Origin of the sequence: Ruminococcus sp. AF17-22AC (assembly GCF_003460065.1) — a bacterium.
GTDB lineage: Bacteria > Bacillota > Clostridia > Lachnospirales > Lachnospiraceae > Blautia_A.
Genome location: NZ_QRXT01000004.1, coordinates 146,040 through 161,824, shown reverse-complemented (window position 1 = coordinate 161,824; position 15,785 = coordinate 146,040). Strand labels below are relative to the sequence as shown.

Below are 15,785 nucleotides of genomic sequence, written 5' to 3'. Positions count from 1 at the left end.
CCCCCTATATGTTACAAAAATCCATCTTTGGTTCATCCACAACCCCCACTTTCTTATCATAATAGCCGTTGCATAATACCAGGATCCCCTCACTGTTTTCGTATATGGCATTTCCAATTTTGTTTTTCCTGCTTTCTGAAATACCAACGGTATATCTTTGCAATCTTCTCAGTATCTTTTTCTTTTCTGCCTCTGTGCGTACCCGCACCAGTTCTTCTAACAGCAGGTTTGCCTCAATCCCATATGGAACTACAACATTTAATTTATTGGTATTAGCAATCACTTCAAACTCATGTCCTGCTGTTTGAAAAGCCTGCGGCAGCTTTATACGAACTTTTTCTTTATGTTTCCGGCAATATTGATTCTGCCCAATTTGGTTTTTCCCTAGTAAATCTGTCAGTGTTACCGTTACGCCACATACTTCAACTGGAAATTTGGTTTCTAGCTTTCTTAACTGCGAACGATAAACCGAATAATAAAATTTTATAGCTATTTCTGAATCTAATGAATAATTAAACTTCTTATTATCATACTTAAAATCGTCCAAGATTTTCTGTAGCGCAGCCTGTGCATCTCTGATTTCCCGCAAACGTTCCAAACGTTCTGCATCATGAACCATCTGGACAATATAAACTGCTCCCATTTTTCCAAGTTCTTTATGTCGATTACATCTTCCCGCTGCCTGGATAACATTATCAAGTCCTGCTTTGGATCGTACCACGCAACCAAAAGAAAAATTCACTCCGGCTTCTACCACCTGTGTGCTCACACAAATAATCTTTTTGTCTCTTTTCCTTAATGCGTTTTTTATCTCTGCCAATGTATCCAATTTATGCTGCGGACACATATTATTACTCAGATGAAAAATTTCATATTCTTCCGTGCAACAGTCTTCTAGGTTTTGAAACACTTCAAATGCACACTTTGTAGTATTTAAAATTACCAATGTACTGTGATATTCTTCCGTTTTTTCCAATACAAACTCTTTTAAATCTTCTGTTTCCATTCCTCCTGGATAACGTTCGTTTTTTGTTTCATCGATAATTTCAACTCTTTTGAAAGCTTTTGCATATTTTTCGGATTCTCCCGACATTTCCAGACACTTACAGATATTGTTTTCCTCAAGAGATGCCAGGGTTGGCTGTGTAGCAGAACATAATACCACGGTTGTTCCACAAAACTGTGAAAAAAAATTCACAGACAAGTTGAAAAGTTCTGTACATCTAACCGGAAATGCCTGCACTTCATCAAATATAATGATACTGTTACATAAATTATGCATTCTGCGGATACAGTTCTTCTGGTCAGAAAATAATGTATTTAAAATCTGTACTGCTGTTGTCACAATAATTGGTGAATCCCAGGTTTCTGTAAGATTTCGATATTTTTCCTCTTCTCCTTCTTCACAGATAACATTACAATGATGTTCCAAAACAGCCGCTGGCAGTCCCGTTGCTTTGCGAATTTCTTCTGCGTTCTGTTCCAGAATAGAATTAAATGGCGCTATGTAGATAATCCGATGTTTCTGTTCTTTCTTCGCATGATAAAGTGCAAATCGAAGACTACTGAGTGTTTTTCCCGCACCCGTTGGTACTGTCAGACGATACAGCTGCTGGTCTGTTTCTGCTGCTTTCCGGCAGGAATCAGATATCTCCTGTCGGAAAGCATTCAGTTGGTTTCCATTATCTGGATTATTTTGGATTTCATTTCTCAAATACTGTTCAAAATTCTGTATGCATTCCTCCCATATCTTCTGAGTCTCCTCTTGTGACATTCTTTTGGATAATGGAATATTCTGAAAAAAGCATGCTGTATCGGTCCAATCGCCATCAATCAGTAAAGATAATGCCGTCCGCAGATACATTCCCAGATAAAAATATCTGCTACCATATTTTTTTCCAGAGGAATCATACTTCTTAACAAATCCATTTACTTTCTTAAGAATTTCCTGATATGACTGAACAGCCTTCTCTCCTGCTTTCTCTAACATTTTTCTATCATAAAGCTCAAAAAATTCCTCTTTGATATGTTTATACTCAATTTCTTTTTTCAACCGGCGTTCCTGTAGGCTCTGACCATTTTCCAGATTAATACAATCTTCCATGCCATGATGAAAATAAATTAATGTACTGATAAATTCCGAAACAGGCTCTCCTTCCAGCAATTCAAGTACAATCCTTCCACCCGCAGTAGAATGATCCAGTCCATGCTTATGAACCTTATCACCTAACTCCAGAATATTTTTAAAATCATCCTGATTTACTGTGCCAAGTTTTCCTGCATCATGAAGAATTCCCGCCAGTTCAACAATGCTGCTCAGTTCTGGAAGTTCACAGACATCTCTCGAAAAACGTGCGACATTTCCAGCGTGCCCCTGCATAGACTGACATCTTTTCGTTTCATAATCTACATGAGCTAATTTGCAGTCTTCTGTTTCCAGAATACTTGTTTCTTTATTTTTCATTCAACGCCCCTTGTACTATATGTCTAGTTTTTCATTATTATATTTTTAGTTTTTATGTATTTTTACTATATTTTACCAAGTTCATAGCCTTAGTGCAAGGCAGATATCGAAAAAACGTTCGATTTTTTATATCCACCCTGCAAATAAGATACTGTTCTTTATTCACGTGGTAACATCAACAAATTATCTTTCGATGTACTATTAGCTACAGATCGAACATATTTCTCTCCCTGTATGCTCATTGCTGGAATAAGATATGGATATGGTGCAATATTTACGGTAATAGTTTTGGGAAATTTTTGCAGATAGTCGTAAACCTCTGATTTCTTCCAGTATGTATTCGTACCATCTATATAGATAGAATCTATATCCTGTACATTCCCGGAATTGCCACAGTTACGTTTCATTTTGATCTTAATCGCTTTCATAATAAAAAGCCTCCTTATGATATTTTTACAGAATCTGCAGATTCATTGGTGTAATGAAAATATCATAGAAAAGCTTTACAAAAATCGCAAAATAATTTAGAATAGATTTGCAGTATGTTATTCAAATTATTTGGATTGCATTTCTATGATGAGCCGTCTGATACGCCAATATCAGATGGCTTTTTCACTACATCTTTACTATACTGCACTGGCGCTTTGTTGCCAATATATTTTTATCATGCAATCACAACTAAAATATATAATGATATAAATGATAAAATCCGTCAAAAATTCTATATGAATTAAATTTATAATAATATAAAATCAAAAAAGCGATTAGAAATTAATCCAATCGCCTTTTTCACACAAACAAGTATATAATGATATTTTTCAACTCACAGATTTTCATCTGACAATAGATAAAGGCTACAGGAATTCTCCATTCCTGCAGCCTTTATTTTTTTTATAAACTTTTTTCAGAATTACTCAAACTCCTTTGCAGACTGCGTTATACATCACACACAAGATATAATTAACGGTTTTTCTATCGAACATTCGTTCTGTTTTTGTGTTTTCCGTACCGCCTATGAAAAGATAAACTCCAAAATAACTCCATTTCACTCTTTGTTATTTTGTTGTTCTTCTCTTGCGTAAAGAAGATCCAATGCCTGACACACAACACCACTCATGCTCTGATAATGACGTTCCGCATACTCAACAAGTCTCTGCTTTTGCTCCGGAGTCACCCGTACTCGTATGTTCTCTTCTTTGCCATCTTTTGGTATTTTTCTAGCCAAACATATCACTTCCCTTCCGCAAGTACAGTTTTCTACTGATTACTACAAAATGTCAATCTATTTTTGTTATTTATATATATATTCTCTTGGACTAGTCTTGGACTAATTTACTTCTCACTCCTGTAGATCTTTATCTACAATCTCCCAGTAACCATTCTTTGGAGAGCCATGTCTTATAAGAATACCATACTCTTTTAACTTCTTAATATTGTTCTCTATATTTCGACTGGCAACACCGATTTTTTCAGCTAACTTAACCGCTGATAATTGATGATCTTCTGAAAGCAATTTTATAATCTTTTGCTGTGTATCGTTGAGGTCTGTTCTCCACGCTACTTCCGATGTTTCTCCGATACTTCTCCGATGCTTCTCCGATGCTTCTCCGATGTTTTCTTTTTCATTTGTTATCGGAAATGAATTACGAAACAGCTCTACCCGAAACATATTATCGAATTCCTGAAATTTCGGCTTCGGAAGTCCATACTCCTCTGCTGCATTAAGGATTCTTTTAATTCCGCTTCCCCATGCTTCTACGAGTCCCATCTGACTGAATATATTGGCAATTCCTTTATTCCGGATCTTAGAATGACCATTCATGACTTCCTCATAAGTCAATCCGTTATATAATCCGCCTGGAGAAGTCACTTCCAGTCTGTCATCATAAACTGCGACCTGAATACAGGATTCATCCAACAGGTTACGGTGACAATGGGCGTTAATGATCATTTCCCTGATTGCTTCCGGTGGTAGCTCATATTTCTCTTTTCGCACCAATCCGTCAATTGTTGCTCCAAGTCGAATATTTCTCAATACAAAATCTACTGCTTCTTCGATTTGTGTATAAATTGGTCCTGTAAATTCTCTCTTATCAAGAAATACTGCACGATCTATTCCCTTGAATACCGCACATTGGGTTTTAGAAAATGAGAAATAATCTGATGTCAGCAACGCATAGGCATTCGTTGCCAGAAGCTGTCCCTCACTCTGCTTTAAGATCTTCCAGTTTATCAGCTGCTCTTTCTTCACAGAATGCTCTGACATTCCTGCTTTTTTCCGGAACTTTTCAATATCCTGGCAAAGTTTCTCTGTAGCTTCTTCTGAAACTGGATATCCTACACAGGTAAGTTCATCCCAGGAGATTCTGGCTCCTTCCATCTCCAGTTCTTTTATTTTCTCTGGAAATGCCTGCCTTGATGTACCTGCAACACGGATATAAGTACCATTATCTTTTCCCTTTGATTTCAGATAATACGGTCTGTTCTTTCCAGCTTCTACTGATACAACAATGACCGTTTTCCCGTCTACTGTCTGTGGCTCAATATCAGGAATAATCTGTGGCACACAGGAATCAGAAACTGCATTGGCAATTCCGTCCATCATCTGAAACAACACATCATTTTCCACACCAACAATCTGGTGTGTTTTATCATCTACTCCAACAATCAGCTTGCCACCTTGTGTATTGGCAAAAGCTACGATTGTCTTCATGTACTTTTCACTTTTATCAGGTAAGGATACCTTGTACTCAATATTTTTCGATTCCCCGGAAAACATAGTATCTTCTACCATTCTTTCACTCCTACTCTTCTAAGCTGTATCATCAGCTGTGTTATTTCTCCAGCTTCAACATAAATTTATCCGAATCATTAACAATATTATACGTTCCATCACCATCCTCCGGCAAGTAAGGAAACGAAAACATCTGTATTCCTTTTTCTGCCTGTCGCTTTGATGAATATACCGTCACATATAACGCATTCGGAATCAACTGATCGTAGCTGAACCGCACACTTTTAAATGAATTTTCCCTGCAACGTCTCACGATTTCTTCTGCACATACTTTCTGATCCTCTACATACAGTTTATTTACCACTACCGTCAAACGCTCCTCATGGTAATTGTCCGCTGTCATTGCATGGGAACCATACACATCCATATCTCTTCCAAACTGGAGATATCCCAGACAACCACCTGTAATTATTATACCGATTATCAGACTGATAAACCACCTTTTTCTCATCTTCTCGCTCCTTTATACCCCTGTATTATAATACAAGCGTATGACAGCACAGCTTATTTTTCAATACAGTTGTATTTATAATTTTAAGAAAAGACGAGGTGCCGTTATGATTGTATATATGGATTTGGAAAATCTACTTAAAGAAAAGAATATCAGCAAAAACAAGCTTTGTGAAGCCTGTAATTTACAGCGCACACAACTTAACAACTACTGCAAAAATAAAGTAACCAGGATTGACTTCACGATACTTGCAAAACTCTGTGAATTTCTGGACTGCACACCGAATGATATACTGAAATTAAAGTAGGGCATTGGATTTTTCTCCAGTGCTCTTTTTGATGATTGGATATTCAATTAACTTTATTTATTACCATTATGATCCGATGGCAGTCTCACTTCTCCGGTCCTTTTTTTCATAATTGAATTCTGTGTTTCCATCTGTGTTGGAATATAATCGCTTTCCTGCAGAAATACACCTGCCGCCTCAGCATATGATTCATATCCAGCTGCTTTCATTCTCTTTAACATTTTTGCCAAAGCACTGTTTTTGTCTCTGCTCACCTGTCGTGTGCTGATGCCCAGTTCCTCTGCAGTTTCCTTAACCTGTTTTCCTATGATAAAATAATCGCTCACGATTTTCTTTTCCTTCTCTGTCAGTTCACTGCCACTTTACTTCCACTTTTCTTCCAGTTTATTTCCTCCATCTTATTCTGTATCTTTTCCGGTCGTGTAAATGCCCAGAGCATTGTTGCATACAACCGGATTGCTTTCTTACGGTTTCGATAATAAGTGGTGCTTGGCATATCATCCAGCATCAGCATCACATACACAGCTGATTGAAAGGAAATCTACAGGAAATGTTCCTGTAGCATAAAATTGCCTGATTATTTATTGATTGAGCAGACTGATAACAGCTCTATACAACAAAAGGTTAGGAAACTCCCTTTCAGGTGTTCCCTAACCTTTTGTTTGTAACATCGTTTATGTTTCTTTCACACTCCGCTAAATCCATGTACTCGGCTCATTTTTTTCTATATTTTAACGGAGACACTCCGTATGTTTTTTTGAAGCTTCTGATAAAATAACTTACATTCTGATAGCCACTGAGCATTGCAACCTCTGTAACTGGAATGTCCGAATTTTGTAACAACTGTTTTGCATGCTCCAACCGCAAATATGTAACATATTTTGAAAGCGTAATATGAAAATGTTCTTTAAAATATTGCGATACATATTTTTCAGGAAGATGGAACTGTTCCCCAAATTCCTTTAATGATATCTCCCCTGTAAAACTCTGCTGTATGTATGAAATCATCTCTTTTTCTACAGTATTTCTTCCACTTTTATCATTTTCGATTATAAATCCATTCTCCCACATGTGAAGAATAAATTGTAAAAGAATTATTTTTGTCTTTATCTGAACAGCTATTTCCAACTTCTTTTCATCATTTTTTGCCATATATATTTCGGCCAACTGCTCACACAACTCTTTTGCTGCATCCTTGATCCTTGGTCTTATCATCAAATGACCATTTTTTAATGGAGTAAGCAATTTATCATCTAACATGTCATCTGTGCAAAAAGAGATATATTCAAGTGGAAAAAGGAAAGTAAAATAATCCACTTCTCCAGCCTGTGAACCCATGAAATGCAGATTGCCCGGCGACACTACAAAAGCATCCCCGGGGGTTCCAATATAATTTTCTCCTGATATACTTACAGTCAAAAACCCACTTTTTACATATATAATTTCCAGTTCATCATGCCAATGTACCGGTATCTGAAATGATCGTCCCTCATTTTTTATATGATATGTACTAAACGGATCATCCTTTGTACCATGCGGTTTATTTTCCTTTAATTCAAAGTACATAATCTCTCCTATACTTCTATAAGACCTTTACTTTTCCATTTTCCACTCTTCCATCTAAGTACCATTCCCACAGCTCTCGCACATTCGTCACCTGCCATAGCAATATATGATCCTACAGCCAGAAGTCCCATGTGTATTCCGAGAAAATAAGTTCCGCCAACTGCAAACAAATACATAAATATTGCACCTAGTATAACCGGGAAAAGTGCGTCTCCACTCGTTTTTAATGCCTGACCATATACAAGGTTTGTTACCCTTCCAAATTCAAGAAAGACATCTACTATTAACAACTTTACCACAAGATTTATCATCTGTGTATCATCAGTAAATATATGCACGATAAAATGTCCTGCCAATGCAAATGTCACGGAAAAACAGGTCGCTGTGATGATACCGTATATCGCAGCTTTTCTCGTTCCCCTGTGACATTCCTCAAACTCTTTTGCTCCAATTCTCCAACCGGTCATAATTGCATTTGCCTGAGCAAGGGCAGCTCCCACACAATATGAGAAATTTGCAATCTGTACAGCATATGAGCGTGCTGTAACATTCATTCCATCCACATCCATCTGATTCATAAAACGCACAATAAAGGTCATTGCGATATTGTAAAGTGCTGTTTCAAGCGCAAAAGGAAAACCAATCTTAACAATCTGCGCAAATATCTTTCTTGATGCAATTCGCTCAGGACTCTGTTTTGCTTTTATAAGCACAGCCCCCATACCTGCTACAATAATAAGATTTACAACTCTTGAAATAACCGTGGCAACAGCAACTCCCATTACACCCCAGTTGAATACAAATAAGAATACTGAATTAAGTATTATATTGAGAACATTTCCAACAACAGTTCCTATCAAAGAATGTTTTGTATATCCAAACACTCTCAAATAACTGGAGAAAATAGGAATCAGTGCATTTAAAAAACATGCGCCGCCAACAATTCTAAGATATATTTCAGCCGGCTCAAGCAAAGCCGGAGCAATACTTACGATTCGAAGTATCCCACCAGAAAAAGTAGCAAGAATGACAGACATTACGATACCTATCAATGCGTTGAATATAAGTCCAAGTTGTCTTGCCTGATACGCTATCCCCGGTCTTCCGGCTCCGATATTTTGTGACATAACAGCTATCATACCCGACGATATTACGCCGAACATGATAATAAAAACACCTATATATGTATTTGCTGTTCCCACTGCTCCTACAGCCTGGTCGCTTACAGATGATAGCATAAGCGTATCGACCATACCTGAAAGCATATAAAATAAAGTTTCTAAGCATATTGGCACAGATAACTGTGTTAATGTTTTTCTTTCAGCTGCCATAGTTTTCTCCTCACATACAATTCAAGAATACTATATCAATAATACGATATATTTCTATGTAATTCTTGTATAATATCCTGTGAAAATTGCACTATTTCTACTTTATCTTAAAAAGTACTAGGTCGTGTTACTGAAAAATGGACCGCAAAATACCCGAATTCTATGAAACGCTGGTATGATAACTGGGATGCAATAACGCCGATTTTCAAGTTTTCACCGGATGTCGGATAGGTTATTTACACGACCAATGCAATTGAAAGTCTGAATTCTACCTACCGTAAGCTCAACCGTCAGAGAAGCGTATTTCCAAGTGATACAGCACTCCTGAAAGCCCTGTATCTGGCAACTTTTGAAGCCACAAAAAATGGACTATGAGCATTAGAAACTGGGGACGGGTCTACGATGAACTCAGCATTATGTATGAGGGACGACTCCCAGAATAACAGAATCTATATGCATGATGAGAAGGACGTTTTTGACGTCTGCTCTTGACATGCCCGAAATCATGTCGTATATAGCAAGAGCTGGAAGCTCTAATTTAGCGCTTCCAGCTCAATCATTATCATAGAAGATTATTATTTACAGACTTTTCTTCATAGTCTCGGAATGCCTATAAAATTGGGAAAGTTAGCCAGATATTTCGGCAAACAGGAATTTGGAACGTGCTTTATAAATTTTTTCCGATCCCCTCAAGTTCGTTCATGGAATCCTTGTTTTTTTCAAGTTCATCTCTGGCTGTTGCGTAATATGATTTTTTGAAAAGCATATCCCAAGAAAGATATTTTGCCATACAGTCAAACTGCTTATCAATCAGTTCATACTGGATACTGTCTACGGGAGAACCGCCTACAACAATCGTGCCAACTTTTTTATTTTTTAACTGCAATCCACGGCAGTAGCACTTATCAATGATAAGTTTCAATTGTGCTGACATTCCCCACCAATAAACTGGTGTAGCAAAAAGAATCATATCTGCGGCAGCAATTTTATCAATTGTAGGATTTGTATCATCCTTATCGACGCATCCCTTAGAGCATTGACAGACACCACATCCCTTGCATGGTGCAATGTTGAGTTTGTCAGGTTCAATGATTTCAATTTCATTCTTTTCTGATGCTCCTTTTATAAATGCATTGATTGCTGTCAGCGTGTTTCCTTTTCTGGCACTTCCATTAATGATTACAATTTTCATGCGTGTATCCTCCAACTTCCGATTTCATGATATCATTTCTAATACAGATTTTACCGTATTTTTCAGATTCAGTCCATCTTTTAATCCCAGTCGATAGAAAAATTCTTCTGTTTCTGCTCCACTGCTAAAAATTGCATTACAGTATTCCGTAATCACTTCTTCCTGTTCTTGGGATAACGTTTCCAGTAATTTCTGGTATTTCTTATCAATCTCACTTACTGGCTCTTTATCCTGCTTTAACTTCCATTCTGAATATGCTTTCCCCATATGCTCTGTAATTGTCAGATTCACAAATTCCTGCACTTCCTCGGATATGGTGCTCGCAGATTCCTGTTTATCTTTCTTTTTATCATTTGATTTTTCAAGTGTCGTGTCATCAATATAACGAATGATTTCTCGAATATTTGACTTCATCGACTGCAGATATCCTTTCATCAGCACAGCTACTTTTCTAGCATCCGATTTTTCGGTTTCTTTTTCCAGCATATAAAACTCTTCCAGTTTCCTTCTTTGTAAACCCCCATTACTAATCCTCGACTTTCATGCCATAAATCTTTTCTGCCAGGAATTTCGTAGAGATTTTTCCAGCTACTACAATATATCCTTTTGCCTTCAATTCTTTGTTGTATTCTCGCATCAGACTATATGCATAAGTTTTTGAAACTCCAAGAATTGCACACACATCATCCACATCCATATACATTTTTTCCTGCACCATACTCATACCGCTTTATCCTCCTTCAAATACTGCTCAACATGTTCCAGACCATAGATTTTGTCCTCTACATAGCGAGTTGGCACCCGACCGAGAATCACATAATAGTTCTTGCTTTCCAGATCGGCATTCATTCTTTCCACCACCCGGTAAGCAAACGAAACTGATAATCCAAAGAGTTCTGCAATGTCTTCTACTGATAAATACATTTTTCTCTTACGCATGAAACCATTCCTTTCCCTCTTCCTGTGGAATCTCACAAGTATCTTCTACTCCGTAGAAACGCTTCACAAAATACTTTGTCGGAACTTTTCCTCTAAGCGTCAAATATCTCTGTTCTTCCAGCTCCTTATTCAGATTGCCAATGATCTCATAAGCCGATGTCTGTTTTACCTCCAGAAGTTCACATATATCGGCTGCCTTTAAAAATAATTTGTTCTGCATAATCAGTACCTCCTGTATTTTGAATATTTATCTCTTCATATACTCTGTACTGGCAGATGTAAAATCGGACATCATTTTCCGAAATTTAGCGAATTATTTTAATTTTACAGTTTCCATATGTGTTATCGCTGAACCATGGAGTTAATATCATTGAAAAAGGGTATAAAAAAACAGTCTGCCCTGACGGAAAATATTTCCATCAAAACAAACTGTTCTTCATATTCACACTAATTATATTTTCTGAGCATAGTTACTTTTGCGAAAATCTCAGATAACTCCGGAAAGAAAACAAAGAAAAAAAAGATTTTTTAACTCCATTTGCACTCCACCGGAACATCCAGACAGCCCGCAAAACCTTTATTTATGGGCTTTTTCGCAATTTAGTCCGCTACTCGAATTCGGCAAGTCGTTGATTTTTCTTAAATTATTTTGTTTAAGTTTTATTCATAATCTGCCGATATTTTACTTCATTTACACATTTTGTTTTGGCTTACTGATTTTCTGTTGCCAAAGTGTTGCCATAAAAATAACTTTCTAATTAAATAAAAGTAATCTATTCACCACCATCTTTAACTGTCTTTTGTTAGTTGAATTTGAATATTGCAATATATCCTTAATATCTTTAGAAAATTCTGCATCTAATTCATATAAGTTATATTTTTCAACAACATCTATCCACCTATCAATTATATTATCTATAGTTAACTTATATAATATCACTCTATCATTTTGCAAAACACTGCCCAAATAATATATCCACCTATCTTTTGAAACAGTTTTTAATATCTCATCCAAATATTGTTGTGCATCCCACGATATTCCATAAATATTTCCTAATTTACAAGCTAATACCGATGTCATGCAACATCCAAATGCTGGTGCAGGAATAGAATTACCCATCTGAGCTAAATATTTTGCTTTACTAGGTTCATTATAAAAATTATTAATACCTTGATGTGTAGCTAAAAGGGATTTTGCTGCCATTATATAGGAATTAGATCGTAAGTTTTCTGGTACAAAATCAAAGCCCTTAACTTTTAACAAAACTGATTTTAATGCAATAAGTAATTTATTATCACCATCATTCAAACACTGTGCATAAGCTCTTCCAACTACCCACTTATCTTCAGATGATAATGACTGCCAAATCTCGACAAAGACAGTGTTCAAATTGTTTAATATTATTTCTCTCTCTGCACTATCCGGTGTGGCTTTCGCTAAATTCATTAATGTCTTAAACACTGTTCGCTTATAAAAATATGGTGCTGGCAAAAGCTGGTTATATAACTCGTGACCCTCTGTTATATATTCAGTTTTTAATCTATCTCTAAAAGCTGAAAATGACATTTCATACTCTACTTTTTCAAATCCTAACACATACTTTACACATGAGCGTACAATGTCTCCTACTTTTGTAGTCGGAAACTCCTCTTCTGGCTCATCATTCGACATATAATGTTGAATAATCTCACTAAATTGCAAAAATTCAATCTTTGCAGTTTTATTAATAAATCCTAAGTCCGAAGACAACGTAATTATTTCATATTCCGAAATATCCTCAACAGACATTGTGTCCGGTCTATCCAACATTTCTGCGACAAAATCTTCTCCAAATTTCATTATATTTTTCTTTAAAGTATTAATAGTTCTACTCCAAATATATTCAGCCGCCATGTCATAAAGTCCGTTTTCGTAAGCCTTTACAACTTTATTTGCGTCTTTCTGTGATAAGCATCTATTATAACTCATTAAGGTTGAAATATTCGTTACATTAGGTAATGATATTCCAGTTGATTCTTGATATAATGTTATCTCATTCATATTCTTATCCTTTCATAGAAATAATTTCCATCTTGAGACTGAAAATATACACCAACATAGTCTTCATTTTGGCTATCCAACAAAGCATGTGCTGCCCTTTTTCGTGCTCCCCCAGTAATAATATTATCTTTATTATGAGGGGTAATAAAGACATTATATCCCCGAATCCTTCCCATTGTATCTACAATTGTAATGCCATCAAAATTTAACATTTCAATAAATAATCCAGTTATGGCATAATATTTTTCATCAAGCTGTCTGATGTAATCGACAGTATGATCAATATCCTTTTCCAAAATTTCTTCTGCCGCCCCTACTATGTCAATTGGTTGTTCAAAAAAAATACCATCCTTCAATTGTTCATTTGGTAACTGACATTTTTCATTCACAACTAGGCAAATAGTTCCATGAAGTTTTTGAGGAAATAAATCAATTACTTTTTTTATACTCCTACGTATTTTATCGTCATTTGTATGCATTAAAAAATCATCTAAAAAACATTGTTTTTGTTCTTCATTACTTTCCACTTGTTCACTAAGCGAAAAATTAATTCTGAGTTCTTTACCATCCATTCCGATAATTTCAACAGTGTTTATATTAATAGGATTTAATAATACACAACTGATTCCATAATCTTTGTATATCATTTCTGCATTTTCTTTACTATTTCTCAACAAATCATCTACTATTAAACCTTCAATTCCAGAAAAATTCCTCATTATGCCAAAACGCATTTCTGCTTCTTCAATATCTACATATACTCTCCAGCCATTATTACAAAATGGTAATAATGGCTTTAGCCTCTTATAAAAAAGCGATTTGTTTTTTTCTGTAGACAAATGAATAATTTCTACCGAAAATATTTTTCTAAAATCCTCGGTTTCTATATTTTGTCCTATTACCAAATGAGGAAATATTTTTTTCTCTTCTTCTTCGTAACTGCAAATCTTTGTCATAAATTCTAATAACTGTTTCTGTATTTCATCTGGTATGTATACTTCATTCTCCTCTATAAAATTAACTATTTCATTACTTCTTTCGCTTAATGAAATCACTTGCATAGTATAACGGATGCCATAATTCACAAACAACTGCTCTGCTCCAATGTTCAACTTCCTTGTAAGTACATTCGGCTGTATATCCAAATCCTGCAGAAGCTGTAACAGTTCCGAAGCTGTTCCGCACCACAATGGTTGCTCCTCCGATACCACCTTTGCAATGGTTTCCAGTATTGGATCAGCCGGCTCTTTCTAAAGTTCTGTTTCTGCCTTTGTCAGCTTCCATACGCATTGCTCCCTGTCAAAATCAAGGAGCAACCGTTGGTCTTGCTGGTCACGCCCTGCCACCTCTAAAACAGCCTTGTTATCCGTCCTCTTTTCCTTCTGCATAACAAACGCTCCGTCCGCAGCTCCTAACAATCCGTTTGTACCGGAAATCATGTCGAAGCTGTCAGAGGACTCCATCTTTCTTGTATGGTGTACTACCAACAGACAGATACTATGTTCATCACTAAAGGCTTTCAGCTTAGTTACAATCTCATAATCACTTGCATAGCTGAATTTATCTCCACTGACTTCCCTTACCTTCTGCAAGGTATCCATTGCATAGGCGACCGGCATATCAAGATAATCAACCTTATTCATCTTTTTTCTGTCGATAGAGATTACTCCTGTATAATTTTTGTCATAATTCGAAAGTATATTTAAAAGAGTAGTCTTTCCAGCTCCATTTCTTCCAACAAGTCCATAAATACAAGCATTTTCAAATGTATAGTTTAAGTCCGAAAAAACAACCGTTTCACCATATTTTTTACTTAAATTTGAAATCTGAATCATAAAATTTCTTTTCCTCTCAAATCCATTTTCGTCAGCCCAACGACTAACAATCCAATAAAAACTACTGTGTCCACAAATAACAGTACAACAATATTTTTTACCACTCCGAAAGTAAAAAGTATGGAGAAAATTTCTACCGACAACACAATAAAACACATATAATTTGTCAAATACTCTGTTATAATATCTCCATAATAATTGTTCATCTGTAATTTGGCATAAATAAAAGGTTTTAATAAATAACGGATTATAATACAGATAACGGGACAAATAAAAATCCAGTTTTTATTCACCAAAGATGTTGCCACACCTTTACTCCATTGTACCGGAATCTTTACTGGCAGCTTAGAATAAGACAACGCCCCAATAATCAAGCATAATACGGTAATCGTTATCCAAGTAAGCATACTTCCCCATATATACAAAAAGCTGACTGAATCCAATTTGAAAACAGTTTGATTATCTTTCCAATAATCCTGCAACTCTGTTACATATTGTTCTACCTGTAATTTTTCATAACTAATACTTTCTTCATCCAGCATTTTTTCGCACATGAGTTTCGCCTTATTCAAATCAGTAATCTGACTTTTTAATACTTCATTCTGCTTCTCAAGCGTTTCCTGCAAAGTTACTTTCCCAGATATAATACTTCGTATATCCTCAATAGAAATTCCCAATGTACGCAGATATGCTATCTTCTTTATATTTTCCACATCATTTTCAGAATAATCTCTATAACCATTACTTTCATTTCTTGAAGGCTCAACGAGTTTTTCCTTTTCATAAAAACGGACATTAGAACGGGATAAACCTGTTCGTTCTTCTACATCTTTTATTGTCATGTTATGCACTCCTTTCAAGCAAC

At 36.0% G+C, this 15,785-nt stretch carries 19 protein-coding genes and 1 pseudogene; 2 read left to right on the top strand and 18 right to left on the bottom strand.

Translation table 11 applies throughout. The features are described 5' to 3' along the window. Positions 1-4 precede the first annotated feature (4 nt). The 5 genes from cas3 to DWW86_RS08015 all read right to left on the bottom strand — a co-directional run bounded on the left by cas3 (position 5) and on the right by DWW86_RS08015 (position 5,709). Positions 5-2,464 (bottom strand): CRISPR-associated helicase Cas3', encoded by a 2,460-nt coding sequence (cas3, locus tag DWW86_RS08035; protein ID WP_117942783.1) that lies wholly within the window; start codon positions 2,462-2,464, stop codon positions 5-7. Between the two features lie 158 nt (positions 2,465-2,622). Continuing rightward, the gene (locus tag DWW86_RS08030) at positions 2,623-2,892 is read right to left on the bottom strand and encodes a DUF3892 domain-containing protein (protein WP_117942782.1); all 270 of its coding nucleotides are present in this window, start codon (positions 2,890-2,892) and stop codon (positions 2,623-2,625) included. 617 nt (positions 2,893-3,509) lie between these two features. Then, complete coding sequence (locus tag DWW86_RS08025) at positions 3,510-3,689, bottom strand: hypothetical protein (RefSeq protein WP_117942781.1); 180 nt, start codon at positions 3,687-3,689, stop codon at positions 3,510-3,512. Positions 3,690-3,803: 114 nt separating this feature from the next. Beyond that, complete coding sequence (locus DWW86_RS08020; protein ID WP_117942780.1) at positions 3,804-5,258, bottom strand: AlbA family DNA-binding domain-containing protein; 1,455 nt, start codon at positions 5,256-5,258, stop codon at positions 3,804-3,806. A 40-nt stretch (positions 5,259-5,298) separates the two neighbouring features. After that, positions 5,299-5,709 carry a hypothetical protein gene (locus DWW86_RS08015; protein WP_117942779.1) on the bottom strand — a complete coding sequence of 137 codons (411 nt, stop codon included), beginning with the start codon at positions 5,707-5,709 and terminating at the stop codon, positions 5,299-5,301. Positions 5,710-5,815: 106 nt separating this feature from the next. Here DWW86_RS08015 and DWW86_RS08010 point away from each other — a divergent pair, with 106 nt between their 5' ends. Further along, complete coding sequence (locus tag DWW86_RS08010) at positions 5,816-6,016, top strand: helix-turn-helix domain-containing protein (RefSeq protein ID WP_075669150.1); 201 nt, start codon at positions 5,816-5,818, stop codon at positions 6,014-6,016. Positions 6,017-6,069: 53 nt separating this feature from the next. Here DWW86_RS08010 and DWW86_RS08005 read toward each other — a convergent pair whose 3' ends face one another. From DWW86_RS08005 to DWW86_RS07995, 4 genes are all read right to left on the bottom strand, one after another. Continuing rightward, entirely contained in the window at positions 6,070-6,342 is a 273-nt protein-coding gene (locus DWW86_RS08005) for a hypothetical protein (RefSeq protein WP_181985327.1), read from the bottom strand. 20 nt (positions 6,343-6,362) lie between these two features. After that, complete coding sequence (locus DWW86_RS17130) at positions 6,363-6,530, bottom strand: hypothetical protein (RefSeq protein WP_181985326.1); 168 nt, start codon at positions 6,528-6,530, stop codon at positions 6,363-6,365. 200 nt (positions 6,531-6,730) lie between these two features. Further along, complete coding sequence (locus tag DWW86_RS08000) at positions 6,731-7,582, bottom strand: AraC family transcriptional regulator (protein ID WP_117942777.1); 852 nt, start codon at positions 7,580-7,582, stop codon at positions 6,731-6,733. 8 nt (positions 7,583-7,590) lie between these two features. Continuing rightward, the gene (locus DWW86_RS07995) at positions 7,591-8,913 is read right to left on the bottom strand and encodes an MATE family efflux transporter (RefSeq protein ID WP_117942776.1); all 1,323 of its coding nucleotides are present in this window, start codon (positions 8,911-8,913) and stop codon (positions 7,591-7,593) included. A 123-nt stretch (positions 8,914-9,036) separates the two neighbouring features. On the opposite strand from DWW86_RS07995, the pseudogene DWW86_RS07990 reads away from it, so the two are divergent. After that, a pseudogene (locus DWW86_RS07990) lies at positions 9,037-9,356 on the top strand (transposase); the annotation flags it as partial. Between the two features lie 224 nt (positions 9,357-9,580). Here the strand turns inward: DWW86_RS07990 and DWW86_RS07985 are convergent. From DWW86_RS07985 to DWW86_RS07950, 9 genes are all read right to left on the bottom strand, one after another. Further along, positions 9,581-10,105, bottom strand: coding sequence for a flavodoxin family protein (locus tag DWW86_RS07985; RefSeq protein ID WP_008119059.1), 525 nt, complete (start codon positions 10,103-10,105; stop codon positions 9,581-9,583). Positions 10,106-10,129: 24 nt separating this feature from the next. Next, positions 10,130-10,591 (bottom strand): hypothetical protein, encoded by a 462-nt coding sequence (locus tag DWW86_RS17335; protein WP_286187676.1) that lies wholly within the window; start codon positions 10,589-10,591, stop codon positions 10,130-10,132. A gap of 40 nt (positions 10,592-10,631) precedes the next feature. Then, positions 10,632-10,829 carry a MerR family transcriptional regulator gene (locus DWW86_RS07975; protein ID WP_055054342.1) on the bottom strand — a complete coding sequence of 66 codons (198 nt, stop codon included), beginning with the start codon at positions 10,827-10,829 and terminating at the stop codon, positions 10,632-10,634. Then, positions 10,826-11,044: a hypothetical protein gene (locus DWW86_RS07970; protein ID WP_117942775.1), complete on the bottom strand. Its 219-nt coding sequence runs from the start codon at positions 11,042-11,044 to the stop codon at positions 10,826-10,828. The genes DWW86_RS07975 and DWW86_RS07970 overlap by 4 nt, the downstream gene beginning before the upstream one ends. Further along, positions 11,037-11,264, bottom strand: a complete 228-nt coding sequence (locus DWW86_RS07965; protein ID WP_117942774.1) for a DNA-binding protein — start codon at positions 11,262-11,264, stop codon at positions 11,037-11,039. The genes DWW86_RS07970 and DWW86_RS07965 overlap by 8 nt, the downstream gene beginning before the upstream one ends. A 534-nt stretch (positions 11,265-11,798) precedes the next feature. Continuing rightward, positions 11,799-13,085, bottom strand: coding sequence for a hypothetical protein (locus DWW86_RS07960; protein WP_117942773.1), 1,287 nt, complete (start codon positions 13,083-13,085; stop codon positions 11,799-11,801). Next, positions 13,082-14,275, bottom strand: a complete 1,194-nt coding sequence (locus tag DWW86_RS17555; protein ID WP_181985325.1) for a hypothetical protein — start codon at positions 14,273-14,275, stop codon at positions 13,082-13,084. Before DWW86_RS17555 ends, DWW86_RS07960 begins: the two co-directional genes overlap by 4 nt. 60 nt (positions 14,276-14,335) lie before the next feature. Beyond that, entirely contained in the window at positions 14,336-14,920 is a 585-nt protein-coding gene (locus DWW86_RS17550) for an ATP-binding cassette domain-containing protein (RefSeq protein ID WP_181985324.1), read from the bottom strand. Continuing rightward, entirely contained in the window at positions 14,917-15,762 is an 846-nt protein-coding gene (locus DWW86_RS07950; protein ID WP_015540721.1) for a MerR family transcriptional regulator, read from the bottom strand. Before DWW86_RS07950 ends, DWW86_RS17550 begins: the two co-directional genes overlap by 4 nt. Between the last annotated feature and the right edge of the window lie 23 nt (positions 15,763-15,785).

What these genes read in the sequence shown, in the direction of transcription:
- DWW86_RS07950 (WP_015540721.1), bottom strand. Translation starts at nt 15,762, where the DNA reads ATGACAATAAAAGATGTAGAAGAACGAACAGGTTTATCCCGTTCTAAT.
- DWW86_RS07970 (WP_117942775.1), bottom strand. Translation starts at nt 11,044, where the DNA reads ATGCGTAAGAGAAAAATGTATTTATCAGTAGAAGACATTGCAGAACTC.
- DWW86_RS07960 (WP_117942773.1), bottom strand. Translation starts at nt 13,085, where the DNA reads ATGAATGAGATAACATTATATCAAGAATCAACTGGAATATCATTACCT.
- DWW86_RS07975 (WP_055054342.1), bottom strand. Translation starts at nt 10,829, where the DNA reads ATGAGTATGGTGCAGGAAAAAATGTATATGGATGTGGATGATGTGTGT.
- DWW86_RS17130 (WP_181985326.1), bottom strand. Translation starts at nt 6,530, where the DNA reads ATGCTGATGCTGGATGATATGCCAAGCACCACTTATTATCGAAACCGT.
- DWW86_RS17335 (WP_286187676.1), bottom strand. Translation starts at nt 10,591, where the DNA reads ATGCTGGAAAAAGAAACCGAAAAATCGGATGCTAGAAAAGTAGCTGTG.
- DWW86_RS08015 (WP_117942779.1), bottom strand. Translation starts at nt 5,709, where the DNA reads ATGAGAAAAAGGTGGTTTATCAGTCTGATAATCGGTATAATAATTACA.
- DWW86_RS08000 (WP_117942777.1), bottom strand. Translation starts at nt 7,582, where the DNA reads ATGTACTTTGAATTAAAGGAAAATAAACCGCATGGTACAAAGGATGAT.
- cas3 (WP_117942783.1), bottom strand. Translation starts at nt 2,464, where the DNA reads ATGAAAAATAAAGAAACAAGTATTCTGGAAACAGAAGACTGCAAATTA.
- DWW86_RS17550 (WP_181985324.1), bottom strand. Translation starts at nt 14,920, where the DNA reads ATGATTCAGATTTCAAATTTAAGTAAAAAATATGGTGAAACGGTTGTT.
- DWW86_RS07985 (WP_008119059.1), bottom strand. Translation starts at nt 10,105, where the DNA reads ATGAAAATTGTAATCATTAATGGAAGTGCCAGAAAAGGAAACACGCTG.
- DWW86_RS07995 (WP_117942776.1), bottom strand. Translation starts at nt 8,913, where the DNA reads ATGGCAGCTGAAAGAAAAACATTAACACAGTTATCTGTGCCAATATGC.
- DWW86_RS08030 (WP_117942782.1), bottom strand. Translation starts at nt 2,892, where the DNA reads ATGAAAGCGATTAAGATCAAAATGAAACGTAACTGTGGCAATTCCGGG.
- DWW86_RS08020 (WP_117942780.1), bottom strand. Translation starts at nt 5,258, where the DNA reads ATGGTAGAAGATACTATGTTTTCCGGGGAATCGAAAAATATTGAGTAC.
- DWW86_RS08010 (WP_075669150.1), top strand. Translation starts at nt 5,816, where the DNA reads ATGATTGTATATATGGATTTGGAAAATCTACTTAAAGAAAAGAATATC.
- DWW86_RS07965 (WP_117942774.1), bottom strand. Translation starts at nt 11,264, where the DNA reads ATGCAGAACAAATTATTTTTAAAGGCAGCCGATATATGTGAACTTCTG.